Origin of the sequence: Cerasibacillus quisquiliarum, assembly GCF_014202495.1 — a bacterium.
Taxonomy (GTDB): domain Bacteria; phylum Bacillota; class Bacilli; order Bacillales; family Amphibacillaceae; genus Cerasibacillus; species Cerasibacillus quisquiliarum.
Map to the genome: position 1 here is coordinate 41899 of NZ_JACHHA010000009.1, position 18217 is coordinate 60115.

Annotated in this window: 14 protein-coding genes; 11 read left to right on the forward strand and 3 right to left on the reverse strand. The window is 36.7% G+C overall.

The genetic code is table 11. From position 1 onward, the window contains the following. Nucleotides 1–20 precede the first annotated feature (20 nt). The 9 genes from HNQ35_RS10155 (at nt 21) to HNQ35_RS10195 (ending at nt 9085) form a co-directional block, all read left to right on the forward strand. Nucleotides 21–1217 carry a Ger(x)C family spore germination protein gene (locus HNQ35_RS10155; protein ID WP_146938045.1) on the forward strand — a complete coding sequence of 399 codons (1197 nt, stop codon included), beginning with the start codon at nt 21–23 and terminating at the stop codon, nt 1215–1217. 18 nt (nt 1218–1235) lie between these two features. Further along, on the forward strand, nt 1236–1463 hold the full coding sequence (locus HNQ35_RS10160; protein ID WP_183330150.1) for a hypothetical protein: 228 nt from the start codon (nt 1236–1238) through the stop codon (nt 1461–1463). Between the two features lie 5 nt (nt 1464–1468). Further along, nucleotides 1469–2566, forward strand: coding sequence for a GerAB/ArcD/ProY family transporter (locus tag HNQ35_RS10165; RefSeq protein ID WP_170226679.1), 1098 nt, complete (start codon nt 1469–1471; stop codon nt 2564–2566). 134 nt (nt 2567–2700) lie between these two features. Continuing rightward, nucleotides 2701–3372, forward strand: coding sequence for a peroxiredoxin (locus HNQ35_RS10170; protein WP_146938041.1), 672 nt, complete (start codon nt 2701–2703; stop codon nt 3370–3372). Between the two features lie 15 nt (nt 3373–3387). Next, nucleotides 3388–3600, forward strand: coding sequence for a winged helix-turn-helix domain-containing protein (locus HNQ35_RS10175; RefSeq protein WP_146938039.1), 213 nt, complete (start codon nt 3388–3390; stop codon nt 3598–3600). An 873-nt stretch (nt 3601–4473) separates the two neighbouring features. Beyond that, nucleotides 4474–5835, forward strand: coding sequence for a branched-chain amino acid transport system II carrier protein (gene brnQ / locus HNQ35_RS10180; RefSeq protein WP_146938036.1), 1362 nt, complete (start codon nt 4474–4476; stop codon nt 5833–5835). Between the two features lie 109 nt (nt 5836–5944). Beyond that, on the forward strand, nt 5945–7693 hold the full coding sequence (gene pabB / locus HNQ35_RS10185) for an aminodeoxychorismate synthase component I (protein ID WP_146938034.1): 1749 nt from the start codon (nt 5945–5947) through the stop codon (nt 7691–7693). 127 nt (nt 7694–7820) lie between these two features. Next, nucleotides 7821–8354: a GrpB family protein gene (locus HNQ35_RS10190; RefSeq protein WP_146938032.1), complete on the forward strand. Its 534-nt coding sequence runs from the start codon at nt 7821–7823 to the stop codon at nt 8352–8354. A 47-nt stretch (nt 8355–8401) separates the two neighbouring features. Then, nucleotides 8402–9085 carry an RluA family pseudouridine synthase gene (locus HNQ35_RS10195; RefSeq protein WP_146938030.1) on the forward strand — a complete coding sequence of 228 codons (684 nt, stop codon included), beginning with the start codon at nt 8402–8404 and terminating at the stop codon, nt 9083–9085. Nucleotides 9086–9424: 339 nt separating this feature from the next. Here the strand turns inward: HNQ35_RS10195 and HNQ35_RS10200 are convergent, their stop codons facing one another. Together HNQ35_RS10200 and HNQ35_RS10205 are read right to left on the reverse strand one after the other, a co-directional pair. Beyond that, the gene (locus HNQ35_RS10200; protein WP_146938028.1) at nt 9425–11155 is read right to left on the reverse strand and encodes an ABC transporter ATP-binding protein; all 1731 of its coding nucleotides are present in this window, start codon (nt 11153–11155) and stop codon (nt 9425–9427) included. A gap of 113 nt (nt 11156–11268) precedes the next feature. Further along, nucleotides 11269–13041 carry an MMPL family transporter gene (locus HNQ35_RS10205; RefSeq protein WP_146938026.1) on the reverse strand — a complete coding sequence of 591 codons (1773 nt, stop codon included), beginning with the start codon at nt 13039–13041 and terminating at the stop codon, nt 11269–11271. A 155-nt stretch (nt 13042–13196) separates the two neighbouring features. Here HNQ35_RS10205 and HNQ35_RS10210 point away from each other — a divergent pair, with 155 nt between their 5' ends. Beyond that, a complete protein-coding gene (locus HNQ35_RS10210; protein ID WP_146938074.1) occupies nt 13197–14618 on the forward strand; it encodes a LysM peptidoglycan-binding domain-containing protein in 1422 nt (473 codons plus the stop codon). Between the two features lie 267 nt (nt 14619–14885). On the opposite strand, the gene HNQ35_RS10215 is transcribed toward HNQ35_RS10210, so the two are convergent. Next, the gene (locus tag HNQ35_RS10215; protein ID WP_146938024.1) at nt 14886–15332 is read right to left on the reverse strand and encodes a YaiI/YqxD family protein; all 447 of its coding nucleotides are present in this window, start codon (nt 15330–15332) and stop codon (nt 14886–14888) included. A gap of 130 nt (nt 15333–15462) precedes the next feature. On the opposite strand from HNQ35_RS10215, the gene HNQ35_RS10220 reads away from it, so the two are divergent. Then, entirely contained in the window at nt 15463–18087 is a 2625-nt protein-coding gene (locus tag HNQ35_RS10220; protein WP_246118083.1) for a cation-translocating P-type ATPase, read from the forward strand. Nucleotides 18088–18217 lie beyond the last annotated feature (130 nt).

Below are 18217 nucleotides of genomic sequence, written 5' to 3' on the forward strand. Positions count from 1 at the left end.
TCAATAAGGGGTTATTGCGTATGAAACGCTTGTTGATCGGATTGTTTATTATATTACTATTAACGGGCTGTTGGAATAGAAGAGAATTAAATGAAATTGCGATCACATATGGTCTTGGGATTGATAAGGATGGCGATGATTTTGTTGTAACGGCGCAAGTGATTAACCCTGAACAAGTTTCAGGTCAGAAAGGTGGAGAAGCTAGTGGAACGCGTTCTCCGGTTATCTTACATGAAGAAAGAGATAAAACGGTTTTAGGTGCTATTCGCAAACTTTCTCGGACTGCATCAAGGAAAATATATGTTGCTCATTTATATATATTAGTATTTGGTGAGGAATTCGCTAAAGCAGGAATCGGTGATGCATTGGACTTAATCGTTCGTGATCAAGAATTTCGTACGGACTTCTATGTGTTTATCGCAAAAGGGAGTACCGCCAAAGACATACTGGCAACGGCCACCCCTTTTTCTGTATCTCCAGCACAAGAAATATATGATCGACTACACTATTCAAACCGTCACTATAATCCGACGAAGGCGACGGGTATTAGAGAATTATTAACGAATACATCTGCAGAAGGGATAGAGCCAGTCGTTCAAAGTTTATTATACAAAAAATCTGATGTTGAACCCGTTCAGCAAATAGGGAGTGGCCCTGTCCCAGAACCCCCTCTTCCAACAGGCAATATAGCGGTACTTGAACGAGATCAATTAGTCGGTTGGTTAAATGAAACGCAAGCAGATACTTATAATACAGTGACGAATAATATTAAACATGCAGTGAGTCAGTTTCTTTGTGATGAAGATCAATATGGAGCGATAGAGTCTACGAATGTCAAGGCGACATTAAAACCAGAGTATCAAGTGACTCCAAAAATGAATATCGACATTAAATTAACTGGAAAGATAAATGAGTTAGATTGTGAACAATTTACGACAACACCTCAAAAGATTCGAGAGTTAGAGAATATTATTTCTAAATATTTAGAAGAGATGCACACGAGCAACATAAAAAAAGTACAAGAAGACATCGGTGTAGATATATTTGGCTTTGGCCGTGAGTTTTTTCGAAAAAAACCACAAATCTGGAAACAACTTAAAAACAACTGGTCAGAAACATTCAGCCAGTTAGAAGTCGATATCAATGTTAAAGTTCGTATTACAGGTACAAGTACGACTGATGACTCCTATTTAAAACGTTTAAGGAAGGGAAAATAATAAGAGATGCTTTACATCTTGACATTACTGATTGTTGTATTCGTATTATATATTGATAAAAATACAATAAGACACATAAATGCAAAAGAAAGAAAAGTATATTTAACGCTCGTACTGTTTTTTATAATATTTAATACGATTGAACAAAATAAGTTATATGTTGATCATTTTGTACTGGTTGAATGGATGTACAATAAAATTCCTGTTATGAAAAGTGTTTATTCATTTTTAGAAAGTAAAGGATGATTTCTTTGGGAACAGAAAAGATTGATTCAAGTCAATTTTTTATTGTTTCACTTCTTTACACATTAGGAAGTGCTATTATTTTTATTCCACATATTGTTATTAAACATGCCCAGCAAAATGCGTGGATTGCTTCGTTATTGGCCTTAGCTATTGGTTTACTTCCTTTATGCTTGTATTTTAAAATGAATCAACGGTTCCCTAATAACACATTTATTCAAATTTTAGAAGCAACATTTGGAAAAATTGGTGGAAAGATTGTAGGGTTCATAACAATTACTGGATTTCACTTATATTTAACTGTCATGACTTTTCGTGATTTTGGTGACTTTGTTTTCATCCACTTATTACCAGAAACTCCGCTACATGTTATTTTAATTCTTCTCGTTATTGTTGTCACTTATGCCACTAAAGAAGGGCTTGAGGTTATTGCAAGAGTAGGGCAGATTCTCGTTCCCATTGTTATTTTTCTTTTCCTATTATCTTGTGTACTATTGTTAGAAAACAGTGATAAGAATAATTTACTCCCTCTCTTAGATGATGGATGGAAACCTGTCATTCGAGCTACGATACCTAATATAGGATTTCCTTTTTTAGAAGCCTTTGTATTGCTCATTTTATTTTCTTATGTGAAGCCAAGAGAGAAGTTGGATAAGTCAATGTTTTTGGGAGTCGCTATTGGTGGTTTTATGATAGTCATAGCCGTTACATTTTCTCTTCTTGTATTCGGTGTAGAGTATTCATCTGCAAAAATATACGTTCCTTATTTATTAGGAGCAGAAATCAATATTGCGAATGTGATTCAACGCATTGAGGTCATTATTGCAAGCATATGGATTGTATCTATTTTTATAAAAATTTGTATTCTCTTCCTTACAACCGTCATGGGCATTCAACAATTGTTTAATTCTTCTAATTATCGTATTTATGTGTTACCCCTTGCTTTACTTATTATTCCTTTGTCAATGATGGTCATGCCAAATATGAGCTATTGGGCTATTATAGAAAATCTTTGGCCATTTTATGCAGCATTATTTGCTGTATGTTTACCTGTTGTTGTATTGATTGTCAGTTCCTTCAAGAGAAAGCAAGGAAAGATAACATAAAAGAGGGATGTTTTTTTCGTCTCCATATAGGGTAATGATGTATTGCAAGCATATTAATTGATTGCATACGGATATGGGTATGTACTTAGAGTTACAATCAATTAATATTAATCATTAATTAGGAGGCGTTATAAATGGAAGAGCGCAATCATTTAGTAGAAGAAACAACGGAAGTTAGATCATTACCACGTATCGGTTCAAAGGCACCGCAATTTGAGGCTTTAACAACTCATGGCACACTTAAACTATCAGATTATAAAGGAAGCTGGTTAATTTTATTCTCTCATCCTGCTGACTTTACACCTGTATGTACGACAGAATTCGTCGGTTTTCAAAAAATCTATCCAGAATTACGTAAAATGAATACTGAGTTACTAGGCTTAAGTATCGATAGTGTACACTCGCATATTGCTTGGGTACGTAATATTAAAGAAAATTTCGGCGTCGATATTGAATTCCCTGTTATCGCAGATTTAAACAAAGATGTTGCTGAAAAATATGGAATGATTATGCCTGAAGAAAGTTCAACTGAAGCTTCACGTGCTGTATTCGTCATAGATCCAGACCAAGTTGTACGTGCTATTATTTATTACCCACTATCAACTGGACGGAATATGGATGAAATGATTAGACTCGTTACAGCATTACAAGCAACAGACGAACATCAAATCGCTACACCAGCTGATTGGAGAAAAGGTGATAAAGTCATTGTACCACCAGCTGCAACAACAGAGTTAGCAGAAGAAAGAGTAAATGATGATAGCTTAGAATGTGTCGATTGGTATTTCTGTAAAAAAGAACTATAAGAAGAGGCGATAACAATGGCTTGTGTAAATGATACACAACTTAGTGGAACGGATAAAAAAATCCTAGCCGTTATTAAGAATAAAGCACTTTCGACTGAGAAAATTGCTGAAGAAGTGGGTCTCCCTTTATTTAAAGTTCGCAGTCGCTTACGTGAATTAAAAAGCAACGGTTACATTATAGAAAAAGATTCACTGTACCAAGTAAATCCAACAGTTAATGAAGAATAGATGAGAGTCTCATTGTCAAGAGGTTGCACTGGCGTTTCAATGTGCAACCTCTTTTTATCGTTAGAGTTGGACTTTAATACACTGTCTCGTGATGTTCATAAGTCATGAGAGTCTAAGTTGAGTCTTCTAAATAGTACTCTCGTGATGTTCATAAGTCATGAGAGTCCATGTTGAGTCTTCAAATAGTACTCTCGTGATGTTCATAAGTTATGAGAGTCTAAGTTGAGTCTTCTAAATAGTACTCTCGTGATGTTCATAAGTTATGAGAGTCTAAGTTGAGTCTTCTAAATAGTACTCTCGTGATGTTCATAAGTCATGAGAGTCTAAGTTGAGTCTTCAAATAGTACTCTCGTGATGTTCATAAGTCATGAGAGTCCATGTTGAGTCTTCTAAATAGTACTCTCGTGATGTTCATAAGTCATGAGAGTCTAAGTTGAGTCTCTAATGCGTTGTATAAAGGAGCATATACAGCAAAAATAAAATTAGATAAACGGAGCTTAAGAATTCAAAGTTTATAGTTGAATGAGGAAAATCTCCTCACGAATGTTTATTTAAACTTTTTAATTATAATCTATTTAGGCGAGTCTTAGAACGCTCTCTTTTTTTAAAAGATTATTTGTGTCTAAATTGTGACAAAACGCAACGAAAAATGTAAGCCTTAACAATGTTGTTATACCAATTTATTTAACTACTTGGATATTTTTTACATATAACAAAAATTTAAGTATTTCTAAATTAATTAAATATTTCATGCCAAAAACGTTGTATTTTGTCGAAAAAGGTAGTAATATTAATTGTCATAAACATACTTTTGAGGAAATAGACTGAATATTTCGATCTAAAAAACAATTACACATCTTGGGGGGACTCATAATGGATTCGAAACTGTCGTTTTCTTCTTATCTAGCTTTAGGTACAACATTATTCGCACTCTTTTTTGGAGCTGGTAACTTAATTTTCCCTGCAGAATTGGGTCAGGACGCCGGTGTGAATTTGTGGCCGGCAGTAATTGGATTTGCAATTACAGGTGTCGGATTACCGCTATTAGGTGTCTTAGCCATTGGCTATTCCAGTAGTCGTGACTTACAGGATTTATCAAGTCGTGTACATCCAGTCTATGGCATTTTGTTTACATCTTTGCTTTATTTGACAATTGGGCCATTTTTCGCTGCACCTCGTACTGGAGCTGTCGCCTATGATATCGGTTTTGCGCCATTTATCGGTGAGGAGCATGCTCGATTGGGACTTTTCTTGTTCTCACTAGTTTTCTTTGGTGTCACATTATGGCTATCTTTAAATCCTGCCAAATTAGTTGAGAGAGTTGGAAAGGTTTTAGCACCGGCGCTCATTATTTTATTGTTGGTTTTATTAACGATGGCAGCGATCAATCCGATTGGTGGTTTTGGTGAGCCACAAGGTGATTATGCTAGTAATCCATTCGTAACGGGTTTTAAAGAAGGATATAATACGATGGATGCACTTGCTTCTCTTGTGTTTGCGATTATCATTATTGATGCAGTAAGAAGAATGGGTGTTACATCAACACGTGGGATATTAGCTGCAACAGCTAAGTCTGGTTTATTTGCGATTATTCTTTTAGGGGTTATTTATACAGGAATTGCCTACCTAGGTGCAACAAGTACAGGTGAATTCGGTTTATTTGATACAGGTGGTGCTGTTCTAAGTAATGGTGCATCTTATTATTTCGGTAAAACAGGGATGCTTCTATTAGCTGCACTAATTACATTAGCTTGTTTAACGACAAGCATCGGATTAATGACGGCAGTAGGAGAATATTTTAATCGTTTAATTCCGAAAATTAGTTATAAAGTATTCGTTACTTTCTTTACGACGCTATCTTTTGTCATTGCTAATTTTGGTTTAGCGAATATTATTAAATATTCAATTCCAGTTTTAATGTTCTTATATCCGTTAGCAATTGTTATTATGATTTTAGCATTTGCATCACCGTTATTTCATCACGCTCGCTATGTATATGTTTCAACGATTGCGGTTACGTTTTTAATCAGTATTTTTGATGGATTGTCAGCATTATGTGTTCAGTTAGACATGGAGCCATTTGCTTGGATGAAACCAATTCTTAACTTTTATAAAAGCATCTTACCTCTTTATAGTGATGGACTAGGATGGCTCGTTCCAGCATTAACTGTATTAGTTATTACGGGAGTCATTGCGCGTGTATCTGCGCCTTCTGCACAAACAACGTCCAATTAAGAAAACTGGTCATATCGACCAGTTTTTTTATTTCTGTTATCGACAATGCTTATGAGATGTGGTACGTTTTTTGTAGCTCATTTAAAATACATAAGTAGAAGGTGGTCCGATGACAAAGAACAAGCGAGAACCGTTTGCTTACTTTGAATTTATGAAACAACATACCGTTGAACCAATTTTATTCGAACATCCGAAACAAGTGATTATAGCGGAACAATTAGAAGATGTGCTTTTAGCTATGAGGCAAGTAGAGGCTGCACTTAAAGCAGGTTATTATGCGGCAGGTTATGTTTCGTATGAAGCAGCGCCAGCTTTCAATAAACAGTACAAAGTTGTTGAAGCGACGAATCATAAGCCATTCGTTTGGTTCGGTGTGTTCGAAAAAAAGGAACAGATGAATGAAGTAGAGGACTCGACACAACCATATTCTTGTAGTCAATGGGAAATTGATTTGACACGTGACGATTATGCTAAAAAATTTATGCATATTCAGCGCTCTATAGCTGCGGGTGAAACAAATCAGGTGAATTATACGGTGCGCATGCGTGCGCCGTTTCAAGGGAATGCTCTTGCTTTTTATCGTGAATTAACGAAGGCACAATCAGCTCATTATACTTGTTTTATCGAAACAGAAGAGCAACAGATATTATCTGCTTCACCTGAAATGTTTTTCCGTGTTAAAAATGGCACCATTATGACTCGACCGATGGCGGGAACAGCAAGGAGAGGAAAGTCACGAGAGGAAGATCGATATCAGCTGGAAGCTTTAAAGCAATCCGATAAAAACAAACTAGAGAATAAAATGATTGTTGACCTTCTCTGTAAAGATTTAAAATCTATCAGTAATCCTGGCACAGTTGAGATAACTAGTTTATATGATATAGAGAAATATCCGACTGTTTTTCAAATGACATCAACCGTAACGGCTAAATTACGAGCAGATAAATCAATGACTGATGTATTTAAAGCATTATTTCCTCCTGCTTCAATGACAGGGGATCCGAAAGAGAGAACGATGGCGATTATTTCTGAAATAGAAGATAGTCCGCGTGGTGTATATAGTGGTGCGATTGGTTATATGACACCAGACGGTGAAGCCATCTTTAATGTGCCGATTCGAACGGTTGTTATAGATAAAGATACCGGAATCGCAAAATACGGTGTAGGTGGTGGCATTACGATTAATTCTACAGCTGATGACGAATATGATGAAATTGTAACGAAAGCAGCTGTTTTAACTCGGAGTCAAACTACATTCCAACTGTTAGAGAGCCTCCGTTTAGAAAATGGTACGTATTTTCTTTTAAGAGAGCATCTTGAAAGGATTCAACAATCGAGTGCATATTTCCACTTTAAATTTGAGATAGATGATGTTAAAAAAGCCTTGTCTACATATGCGAAAAAGCATCCGATGGGCATTCAAAAAGTTCGATTACTCGTTTCACAAACGGGTGATATTCATGTTGAAGGACAGCAGATTAAAGATATAGAAGAAAGCAAGCAAATTGCTGTTGCGTCTTCACCGATTCATAAAGATAATATTTTCCTATATCATAAAACGACGAATCGAGCAGTTTATGAAGAACATCAAGTAAGTGGAGTGTATGATACATTACTTTGGAATGAAGCGGGTGAACTAACGGAATTTACGAATGGAAATCTGGTCGTAGAATGGGGTGGTGTACGATATACGCCGCCTGTTGAATGTGGATTATTACCAGGCACATTTCGCTCTTCATTATTAAAGGAAAAGGAAATTAAAGAAAAAGTCATTCATAAAGAAGATCTTGAGCGTTGTAGTCGTATGTGGCTCATTAATAGCGTAAGAAAATGGGTTCCTGTTTATATAAAATCATAAAAATAAGGCGAATATCCGCCTTTTTCTTATATCTATTATATCACAATATTCACATAAATAATAGACTGTTTCTTTATTTTGGACGGTGCTATGATAGTCTGTACATCGATTAAGGGGAGCTGATGAGATGAAGCTTGGTTTAAAACGTGATGAAGTACGACTTGTTCAGTATCTTCCAGAGTGGCGGGCGGAATTCGCAAGAGTAAAAGAAGAAATTTTGTCTGAAACGGGTTTGGGTGCCAATCGAATCGAACATATTGGCAGTACATCAATCGTTGGTATAAAAGCTAAACCAATTATTGATATCGTTGTCGGGGTAGATGATTTTAGACGAGTGACAGAAGAATTGTTCACTGCTTTTCGGAACATTGGCTTTTTGCGATTACGTGTAGAACGCCCAGAGGAAATCGTTTTAGCTAAGTTCACAGATGATACGTACGAAGTGAAGACACATTTTATTCATTTGACCAATTATAAAGGAGAATTATGGGAAGACCTGATTTTCTTTAGAGATTATTTGAATCAACATCCTCATGTAAAAGCAGCTTATGAAAAATTAAAATGCGACTATACGGCGCAATCTTCAACAGGTATCACTCAATATACCAATCATAAAGAGGCTTTCGTCAAGGATATTTATGCCAAAAGAAAATCAAGTTGACAAGGTATGTTATGATGTGTATATCATGAATAAGGAGTTTTAGTTTTATGGATATACCAATCATATATGAAGATAATCATTTATTAGTCGTTGAGAAACCAGTTAATATACCTGTTCAAGAAGACCGGTCTCAAGATAAAGATTTGCTATCTTTATTAAAACAAGATATCAAGATTCGTTATCAAAAGCCAGGGAATGTTTATCTAGGACTAGTGCACCGTTTGGACCGACCAGTCGGTGGGGTCATGGTCTTTGCCAAAACATCTAAAGCTGCATCACGTCTATCAGATATGGTACGAAGACGCGTATTTGAAAAAAGCTATTTGGCGATTGTTCGTGGAAGACCTGCTAAAGCAGAAGGTAGATTAACTGACTATTTAGTAAAAAATCGCCAGAAAAATATCGTCTATGTCACGCAATCAAATCATAAAGAGGCGAAGAAAGCGGTATTGGATTACCGTGTAATAGGTACAAAAAATGACTTAAGTCTCGTTCAAATTCAGCTTCATACGGGACGGTCACATCAAATTCGTGTGCAATTTGCAAATATTGGTTGTCCATTATACGGCGATCAGAAATATGGTCAGCATGTCAATCAACCAGGGGAACAAATTGCTTTATGGTCTTCGGCGATAGCCTTCCAACATCCAACAAAAAAAGATACGCGCAAATTTACATCGACACCACCAAATGTGTATCCATGGCATCTATGGCCACATTTATGGTCATAACAGCGTGCTAAAAAGGTTCTCAAAATGATGGAAGGATTGGTAAATAACGAAAATACTTAAATAATTCACCGTTTGGGCGTCATATAGGCGCTCTTTTTTGCGTTCCACTTACTTGTATTTCTCTCAAAGGACATTCAATGTTTAGTAACTCAGTCATTTTCCCAATACTGGTCTCACATTGAATCTTCAATGTGCTATAACTTGAATTCTCACTCCACACTTGCAATTAATAAACACCAAAATGATTCTTGCATCCTTTAATAAATCAACTAAGCAGAGAAACAAGTACTTGTCTCTCTATTTAGTTTGGTTTATGGAAATTCTGGGGAGTCCTAAAGATTATGTTAACTGCTGTTCAGCAAACTCTCGATATAATGGATGGGTTTCCAAAAGTTCATGGTGTGTTCCAATACCAGTGATTTTACCTTGGTCAATAAAGATAATTTGATCCGCATCGACAATGGTTGATAAACGGTGAGCGATCACAAATGTTGTACGACCTTCCATTAAGCGTGACAAAGCTTGTTGGACAATGCCTTCTGATTGACTATCAAGACTAGCTGTCGCTTCATCCATCATTAAAATTTTTGGATCTCTTAAGAAAGCACGAGCTATGGCGATGCGTTGTCTTTGTCCACCTGATAGCTTAACACCACGTTCACCAACTTCTGTGTCTAAGCCATCTGGAAATGATTGAATAAATTCATCGGCATAGGCCATTTTCGTCACTTTCCATAGTATTTCATCAGAAATAGATTGATCTTCTAAACCATAGCATAAGTTTTCTCGAATAGTTCCTGCCATCATGGGGCTATCTTGAGACACATAACCAATTTGACTACGCCACGATAATAAAGAAATGTCTTTAATTGATATGTCCCCGATAAAAATATCACCCGAATCTGGCTCATAGAAGCGTTCGAGTAGTGCGAACATCGTCGTTTTTCCACTGCCACTTGGACCAGCAAAAGCAATCATCTCTCCTGGCTGAGCTTTAAAAGATATGTCCTGTAATACGGGTTCTTCCTTTTTATATGCAAACGATACATTTTTAACGTAAAGCGTCTTATGACCTAAATCAACATCAAGTCCGTGTTGACCATTCTCAAGAGGAAAGTCTAAGATTTCAATAATGCGTTCTGTTGCTCCTTTAGCCTTTTGTAGATGAGTAAAGAACATGGCAAAAGATGTCATCGGCATAATGATTTGAAATAAATATAATAAAAAGGCAATGAGCTCTCCAGTTGTCATTGTTTGGCTAGCAACCCGCATGCCACCATAAGAAATAATGGTCACGATAACAACCATCATAATTAAATACATCAGTGGACCAATTAAAGCATAAACCTTCGCCTCTCTTAATCCAAGTTTTAATAATCGTTCAATGCCTTGACGTCCTTTTTTCTTTTCGGTCTGTTCAGCGTTTGATGCTTTCATTAAACGAATTTCTCCAAGTGTTTGTTGGATATCACCAGTAAAAGCTGCTGTTTCATCTTGCATTTTGCGTGAAATTTTCCCCATACGACGTCCAAGCGGCATCATTAACACAATCATTAATGGGACAGAAATAAACATGATGAGTGTCATTTTCCAATCTAAGATAAACAAAATAATAATGGCCCCAATAATTGAAATAATCCCTGAAATAAACTGAGGGAATTGATCAGAGATTAAATCTTTAACGACACCTGTGTCATTGACGACACGGCTCACTGTCTTTCCACTTGATGTCGTATCAAAGTATTTAACAGGGAGTCGAATCAACTTATTCCACATTTTTTCCCTAAGGCGAGCGACAATTTTCTGTCCGACAGCAGCTAATAAGTACATGGATATACCATTAATCAATGCTTGAATAATAAAGACGGCACTAATCGCGATAATGATATGAACACTGAGCATCTCCATTGAGAAATTGTCAATTAAGTTTTTCGTTAATAAGGGGATAATAAGGCCGGTTAATGTTGTGATCATACTCCCGATTAATCCGCCAATTAGCATCGCTTTTGGAATATTTGTAGATAGAATTAATGAAAAGAAAGGTTTTAAACTAAGATTTCGCTTATCCATCTTTTTCCCTCATTTATATAAGTTATCGTCTATTATATTTTACTAGAAAGATGATAAAAGTCATGTTTAAAGAAAAGGTACACTTTAATATAAAAGTGCACCTTTATCAAATGTTAAGCGTGTTTATGTTGTTGAGTTTTGTTTCTACGGGTCCAAATTAAAATAGCCGGTAAGAGAAATCCACGAATAACAAAGGTGTCTAGCAAAATACCAAATGCCATCGTAAAGCCGAATAAGAAGAGTTCTTCCAAAGGTTGAGTCATTAAGACTGCAAAAGTTGCCGCCAAGATTAATCCCGCTGACGAGATGACGCCACCTGTCATAGCGACACCAGATGCAACTGCTTCTTGCCACGGTTTTTCTTTAGCTAATTCTCTTACTCTTGATACAAGCATAATATTGTAGTCTATGCCAAGTGCAACCATAAAGACGAACGTGTAGACTGGCAAACGATATCCAATCGCATCATAATCTAATAAATAATGGAAGATCGTCCAACCAAAACCTAAAGAAGCAACATATGATAATAGGATGGTACCAACCATTAGAATGGATAATGAGAGTTTACGTGTTTGGAATGCAAGTACAATCGTAATCAACACAATAACAAGTGGAAATAATACCATCATATCACGTTGATTCATCTGCTTTATATCAAGTTGTTCAGCTGTTTGTCCACTAAAATGTAATGCATAGTGGCTACTAGATAGACCGCTTTTAGATAATAGTTTATCCGAGTCTTCTCGTAATGTTTGTATGACATTTAATGATTCCATATCATAAGGATTACTTTCTAATGTAAGTGTTAATTTTATCGCCTGATCTGTCTCAGAAAACATATTTGTAGGAAGTGGTTCTTTCACAGTTACCATTTCATCAGTGATGTTTGTTACATCACTTACATTGTCATAAGAGCTTAATTGCTCTGTCAATGTCTGAATATGTTGTAGAAACAATTCATCTTTTTCAATTTCTGTTTCAGATTCTAATATCATTGTCACAGGTGCTAGAAGTCCAGCTGGATATCTCTCTTCTAATAGTTCAAATCCTTTACGTGATGACATATCTTCAGGAAATGTCTTTAATAAATTGTATGAATAATTTATTGTTGGTACTTGACTTGCACCGATAAATAATACGACAAGTAATGAAACGGCGATTGTTGCCGGGTGTTTCTTAACAAACTGTCCGACAGTATGCCAAAATGTTTTTTTCTTCTTTTTTTGTTTGTTTATTGCTGGTATAAATGGCCAAAATGCACGGCGTCCCATAATAGCAAAGATACTTGGGATTAACGTTAATCCAGCAATAGCTATGATGAAAACAGCAATTGAAAATACAGGCGCAAAATGATGATATGGCTCAAAAATAGTTGCAAACAAAGCTAACATCGCTAATAGAATCGTACCACCGCTAAAGAAGATTGGTTCTGAAACGTGATACATCGCTTCGGACATTGCTGTATATTTTGATGTGTGCTTTTGTAATTCTTCGCGATATCTAGAGAAAATAAATAAGCTATAATCAGTTACTACCGCGAACAGTAGAACGAGCATAATCGAAGTAGCTTGTCCATCTATGACAAAGAGTTCGTACTGACCTGATAGTCCTAGTATCCCATCCACAACGATATAAACGATTCCCGCTATAATGAGTGGTGTAATCGCAAGAAGCGGTGAACGGTAGATGAGAATAAGAATAAAGAAAATAAGAATCACCGTGGCAATCATTAATACGAAATCACCATTTTTAAATAGTGTAATCGTATCCGCTGATATGCCTGCAGGTCCTGTTATTTCAAATTGGATGTTTTTAAAATCCATCGCCTTTATTTCATTAGAAATATCATCTAATGTTTTATGGATAACACCATCTCCTACATTCAATCGTTATGTACATATTAAAATGACATTATGAATACAAAATGAATGGAATATGAACGCAGTATGAACAGTAGATGACAGACTTAAAATGATTGTCACGTGGACGAACAATAGGTGAATATCATAGGTGGGAGAGAATAAATTTGGAGGAATGAATGATGCAAATTCACGTCGTAAACCGTGGTGATACATTATCGGCACTTGCACAACGATATGGTGTTAGTCTAGACGATATTGTTCTTGTCAATGACATTGATGATCCGGATGTTTTAGTTGTTGGGCAAACACTCGTTATACCTCAGATGAATAGGGAATACGTTGTGAAGCCTGGAGACAGTTTATCTATTATTGCGACAAAATATGGCATAACGGTACAACAATTACGTGAGGCGAACAATATCACGAATTCAGATCTTATTTTTGTAGGTGATTTACTCGTTATTCCACAAGTCCGTCATACGGTAAGAAGTGGTGAGACAGTTTGGGCTATTGCAAAGCGTTATGGTGTATCGGTAGAACAGATTGTTGCAGCAAATCAAATGGATAATCCTTCAAAAGTAGCAGTCGGAGAAATCTTAACCATTCCACTTGATGATCGACCAACAACTGAGGTAAATGCCTATAGTACTGATACAACAGACGGAGGAAAAGAGGAGGTGCTCGTATTAGGGAGACATTTCACATATTTATCTCCATTTATGTACGCTGTTCAAGCAAACGGTACACTAGATACTATGCAAGACACTTTATTATTAGAAGCAGCAGAAGAAACAAATACACTCCCCTTATTAGTCATTACAAACTTTAGAAATTCCCGCTTCGATTCCGATTTAGCGGCAAGCATTCTTAGAAATCCAACATTACAAGAAACATTGATTACGAATATTTTACAAACGATGCGTGAAAAAGGTTATCAAGGAGTGAATATTGATTTCGAATATGTGTACCCACAGGATAGGGAAAATTATAATGCATTTCTGAGAAGAGTTGTCGCTCGCCTCCATCCGGAGAATTATTTAGTTTCAACTGCTTTAGCCCCTAAAGAAAGGGCTGATCAGCCAGGCCTCCTTTATGAAGCACATGATTATAAAGCACATGGTGATATAGTTGATTTTGTTGTCTTGATGACTTATGAATGGGGGTGGGCAGGAGGACCACCATGGGCGATTGCACCAATTAATAAGGTGAAAGATGTATTAGATTACGCCGTAACAGATATTCCACCTGAGAAAATCCTTTTAGGAACACCATTATATGGGAGGGATTGGAAAATCCCTTGGCAAGAAGGGACTTTTGCTCGAACAATCAGTCCACAAGGGGCATTGCAATTGGCAGAAGAACATAAAGTGAATATCCAATACAATGAAACATATGAGGCTCCATTTTTTCGTTATGTTGATGATACAGGTCAAAGGCATGAGGTGTGGTTTGAAGATGCGCGGAGCGTGCAAGCGAAATACAGGGTAGTTAAGGATTATAAGTTGCGTGGCATTAGTTATTGGGTTCTTGGTCAACCATTTCCTCAAAATTGGCCCGTCTTACAAAATCATTTCCGTGTTGTTAAAAAGAAGCTAAATTAAAAAGTGGTTGGGACATAACAGCTGTAAATGATGAATAAATGGATTCGATTAGAAAATAAAAGACAATTCATTCCTGTGAAAACAAATCACATGTAGAAACTCTTGTAGCGACTAGACAGAGAAACTACAGAGGTTGAAGCTGTGTCTGGGAATAGCAACTTTCTTTAGTGAAAGGACACATCGTTTTAAATGAATATTTCAATAAATTCCAATTTCATCACTATCTGAACGTCTTTTCCTATTTAGCTAGGTTTTGTCCCAGCCTTATTATTTTTGCGAACAGATGATTTTAAATAACAAGGCTTTGAATTTGTTACGATTTTCATTCGTATACGGCTTAGGGCCTTTTGTCCGTTGTCCCGCTCTTCTCATTTGTGCACTAAGATGACGCGTTAATAAAAAACGGTCGATATTATCTTCAGTAAACAAAAAACCATTATGATGGATGACATGGCATTTTTTGGTCAGTAGAAGCGCTGCTAAACCATAGTCTTGGGTGACGACAATATCATTGGCATCTGCTAATTTAATGATTTTATAATCACTCGCATCAAAACCAGGGTCAACATAAATGGTTTTCACATGAGAAGGGAAAATGTCCTTTGAATAATGGTCATGGCTTTTTACGAGAATAACAGGCGTATCACATGTTTTGGCAGTCTCTACAATGGTGTCAACGACTGGACAAGCATCTGCATCAACTAAGATATTCATCAGGATCACCTCAAATGGTATTTCTTTCATCTTAACGAATGGGTTCGTTTTGTCAATATATGGGGATTCCTGTTAAAATAGAAGTAGGAAGATGTCATGAATTTACGATAAAAAGTAGGTGGATGTTCTCGTGGAAACGAATGAATGGAACCATTTAGAAACTGGATTGTCAACTGAAGAAGCGAAGAGACGGTTCATAAAAAATGGTCCAAACCGATTTGATGAACAAGAGAAAGAATCCATTCTGACGTTATTATGGCGTCAGATGAACAGTATGCTCATTTATATTTTAATCATTGCCGCTTTCATTTCGGCTTTTGTAGGTGAGATAGCAGACACGGTTATCATTTTGCTCGTCGTTGTGTTAAATGCGGTTATTGGTGTCACTCAGGAGGCAAAGGCAGAAAAGGCTTTAGAAGAATTAAAGAAACTTTCAACACCACATGCCATTGTTAAACGTGATGGTATTGTTCAAGAAATTTCATCTGAGGAAGTTGTAGTCGGTGATGTCGTTATTTTAGATGCTGGACGACTTGTGCCTGCTGATCTTCATTTAGTAGAGACGGCGAACTTAAAGATAGAAGAATCTTCATTAACAGGAGAGTCTATAGCGGTTGAAAAAGATGCGCATTGGAAAAGTATTGAAAAAGATGTTCCATTAGGTGATCAAAAAAATAAAGCGTTTATGTCTACATTAGTAACATACGGCCGTGGTACAGGCGTTGTCATAAAGACGGGAATGGATACGGAGATTGGCAAAATTGCCAAAATGCTCGCTAATAAAGAAAAAGAAATGACGCCGCTACAGAAGAAATTAGATGAAGTAGGGAAGATTTTAGGTGTAGGAGCATTAGCGATTTCAGCCATCATATTTCTGATCGGTTTTTTACAAGGTCGAGAAATATTAGATATGTTCTTAATAGCTGTTAGTTTAGCTGTAGCAGCTATTCCAGAAGGTTTACCAGCGATTGTTACGATTGTGTTAGCTCTAGGTGTTCAGCGAATGATTAAGCAACATGCTGTGATTCGGCAGTTGCCAGCCGTTGAAACACTTGGATCTGTTAGTGTCATTTGCTCAGATAAGACAGGAACATTAACGCAAAATAAAATGAAAGTTACACATGTGTATATAAATGGTGCGTATGACCGTTTAGAAGATACCTCTATTGAGAACGAAACAGTCGAGCGGTTCGCTCATGCACTAAGTTTATGTAATGATGCAACGCTTGATACGGGTGACCCAACAGAAATCGCTCTTGTCGAAGTAGCAACTAAATTTGGGTTAGCGAAAGAACAGCTCGAAAATGATTATCCACGCCTTAATGAAAGAGCCTTTGATTCAGAGCGTAAAATGATGTCAACACTTCATCAATTAGGAGAACATCACATTGTTTATGTTAAAGGGGCGGTTGAGCGCTTACTTCCAAAGCTAGCTAAAATAGAAATAAATGGTACAACACGTCCGATTACAACAGAAGATAAATTAGCGATAGAAAAACAAGTTGATCAAATGTCAGAAAATGCCCTTCGAGTCTTAGGTATAGCCTATAAGCAGGTGACAGGGCAAATAGATCAAGAAGAATATGAAACAGATTTAGTATTTTTAGGCTTAACAGGCATGATTGATCCACCTCGCGAAGAAGTGAAACCAGCTATTGCTGAATGTCATGAAGCTGGCATTGCTGTCATCATGATTACTGGAGATCACCAAAAAACAGCACTTGCTATAGCGAAAGATCTCCGTATTGCTGATCACGAGGATCAAACGATGACAGGGATCGAATTAAATGAGATAAGTGATCAAAAATTAGCGGAAAAAGTCGGAACAATTCGTGTGTTTGCAAGAGTTTCCCCTGAACATAAGGTAAGAATTGTGAAAGCATTGAAAAGCCGGGGACATATCGTAGCGATGACTGGTGATGGTGTGAATGATGCTCCGTCATTACAAGAAGCTGATGTCGGGGTTGCTATGGGGATTACAGGTACAGATGTCGCAAAAGGGGCATCAGATGTTGTTTTAACAGATGATAACTTTGCTACGATAACACATGCTGTTGAACGTGGGCGTAATATTTATAAAAACATAAAAAAATCCATTCTCTTTTTATTATCGTGTAATTTAGGTGAATTAGCTGCTTTATTTATTGGCATATTACTCGGTTGGCCAGCACCACTGACAGCGATTCATATTTTATGGGTGAATTTAATTACGGATACGATGCCAGCAATATCACTCGGTGTGGACCCTGATGATCCGGATGTTATGAAAGAAAAGCCACGTCCAGCAACAGAGAAAATCTTTACCGGTGAAAATATCGCATTTAGTGTAGGAAATGGTTTACTTATTGGTATATTAACTTTATTCGCTTTTATGGAAGGATTAAAGGTGTATACAGGAGCTAGTGCTCTATGGACATTAGATTTAAAACATATTCCGAGTGAAGCATTAATTCATGCACAGACAATGGCATTCATGACACTAAGTATTTCACAACTGTTTCATGCATTTAATCTAAGAAGTGAAAGGAAATCATTGTTTCAAGTCGGACTGTTTAAAAACCGTTTATTAATCGGTTCATTTCTACTAGGTATATTGATTCAGGTTGCCATCGTTTATATCCCTGCTTTTAATGATTGGTTCCATGTCATTCCATTAACATGGGATGATTGGTTATTTATTCTCGGTTTATCTGTGCTTCCAGTTGTATTAAATGAAGTGATCAAAGGTGTTAGACGTGTGCTTTCTATACAATAAAATACTCTTATGACAATTTTGACGAATAAAGTATACGTGAGTTATAGTGTCATCTTGGGACTTTTTGACAACAGTAAAAATTCACCAAGAAAAAAAGCTGGTGTGATTTCGTCATGTGTTCTGTGACGAT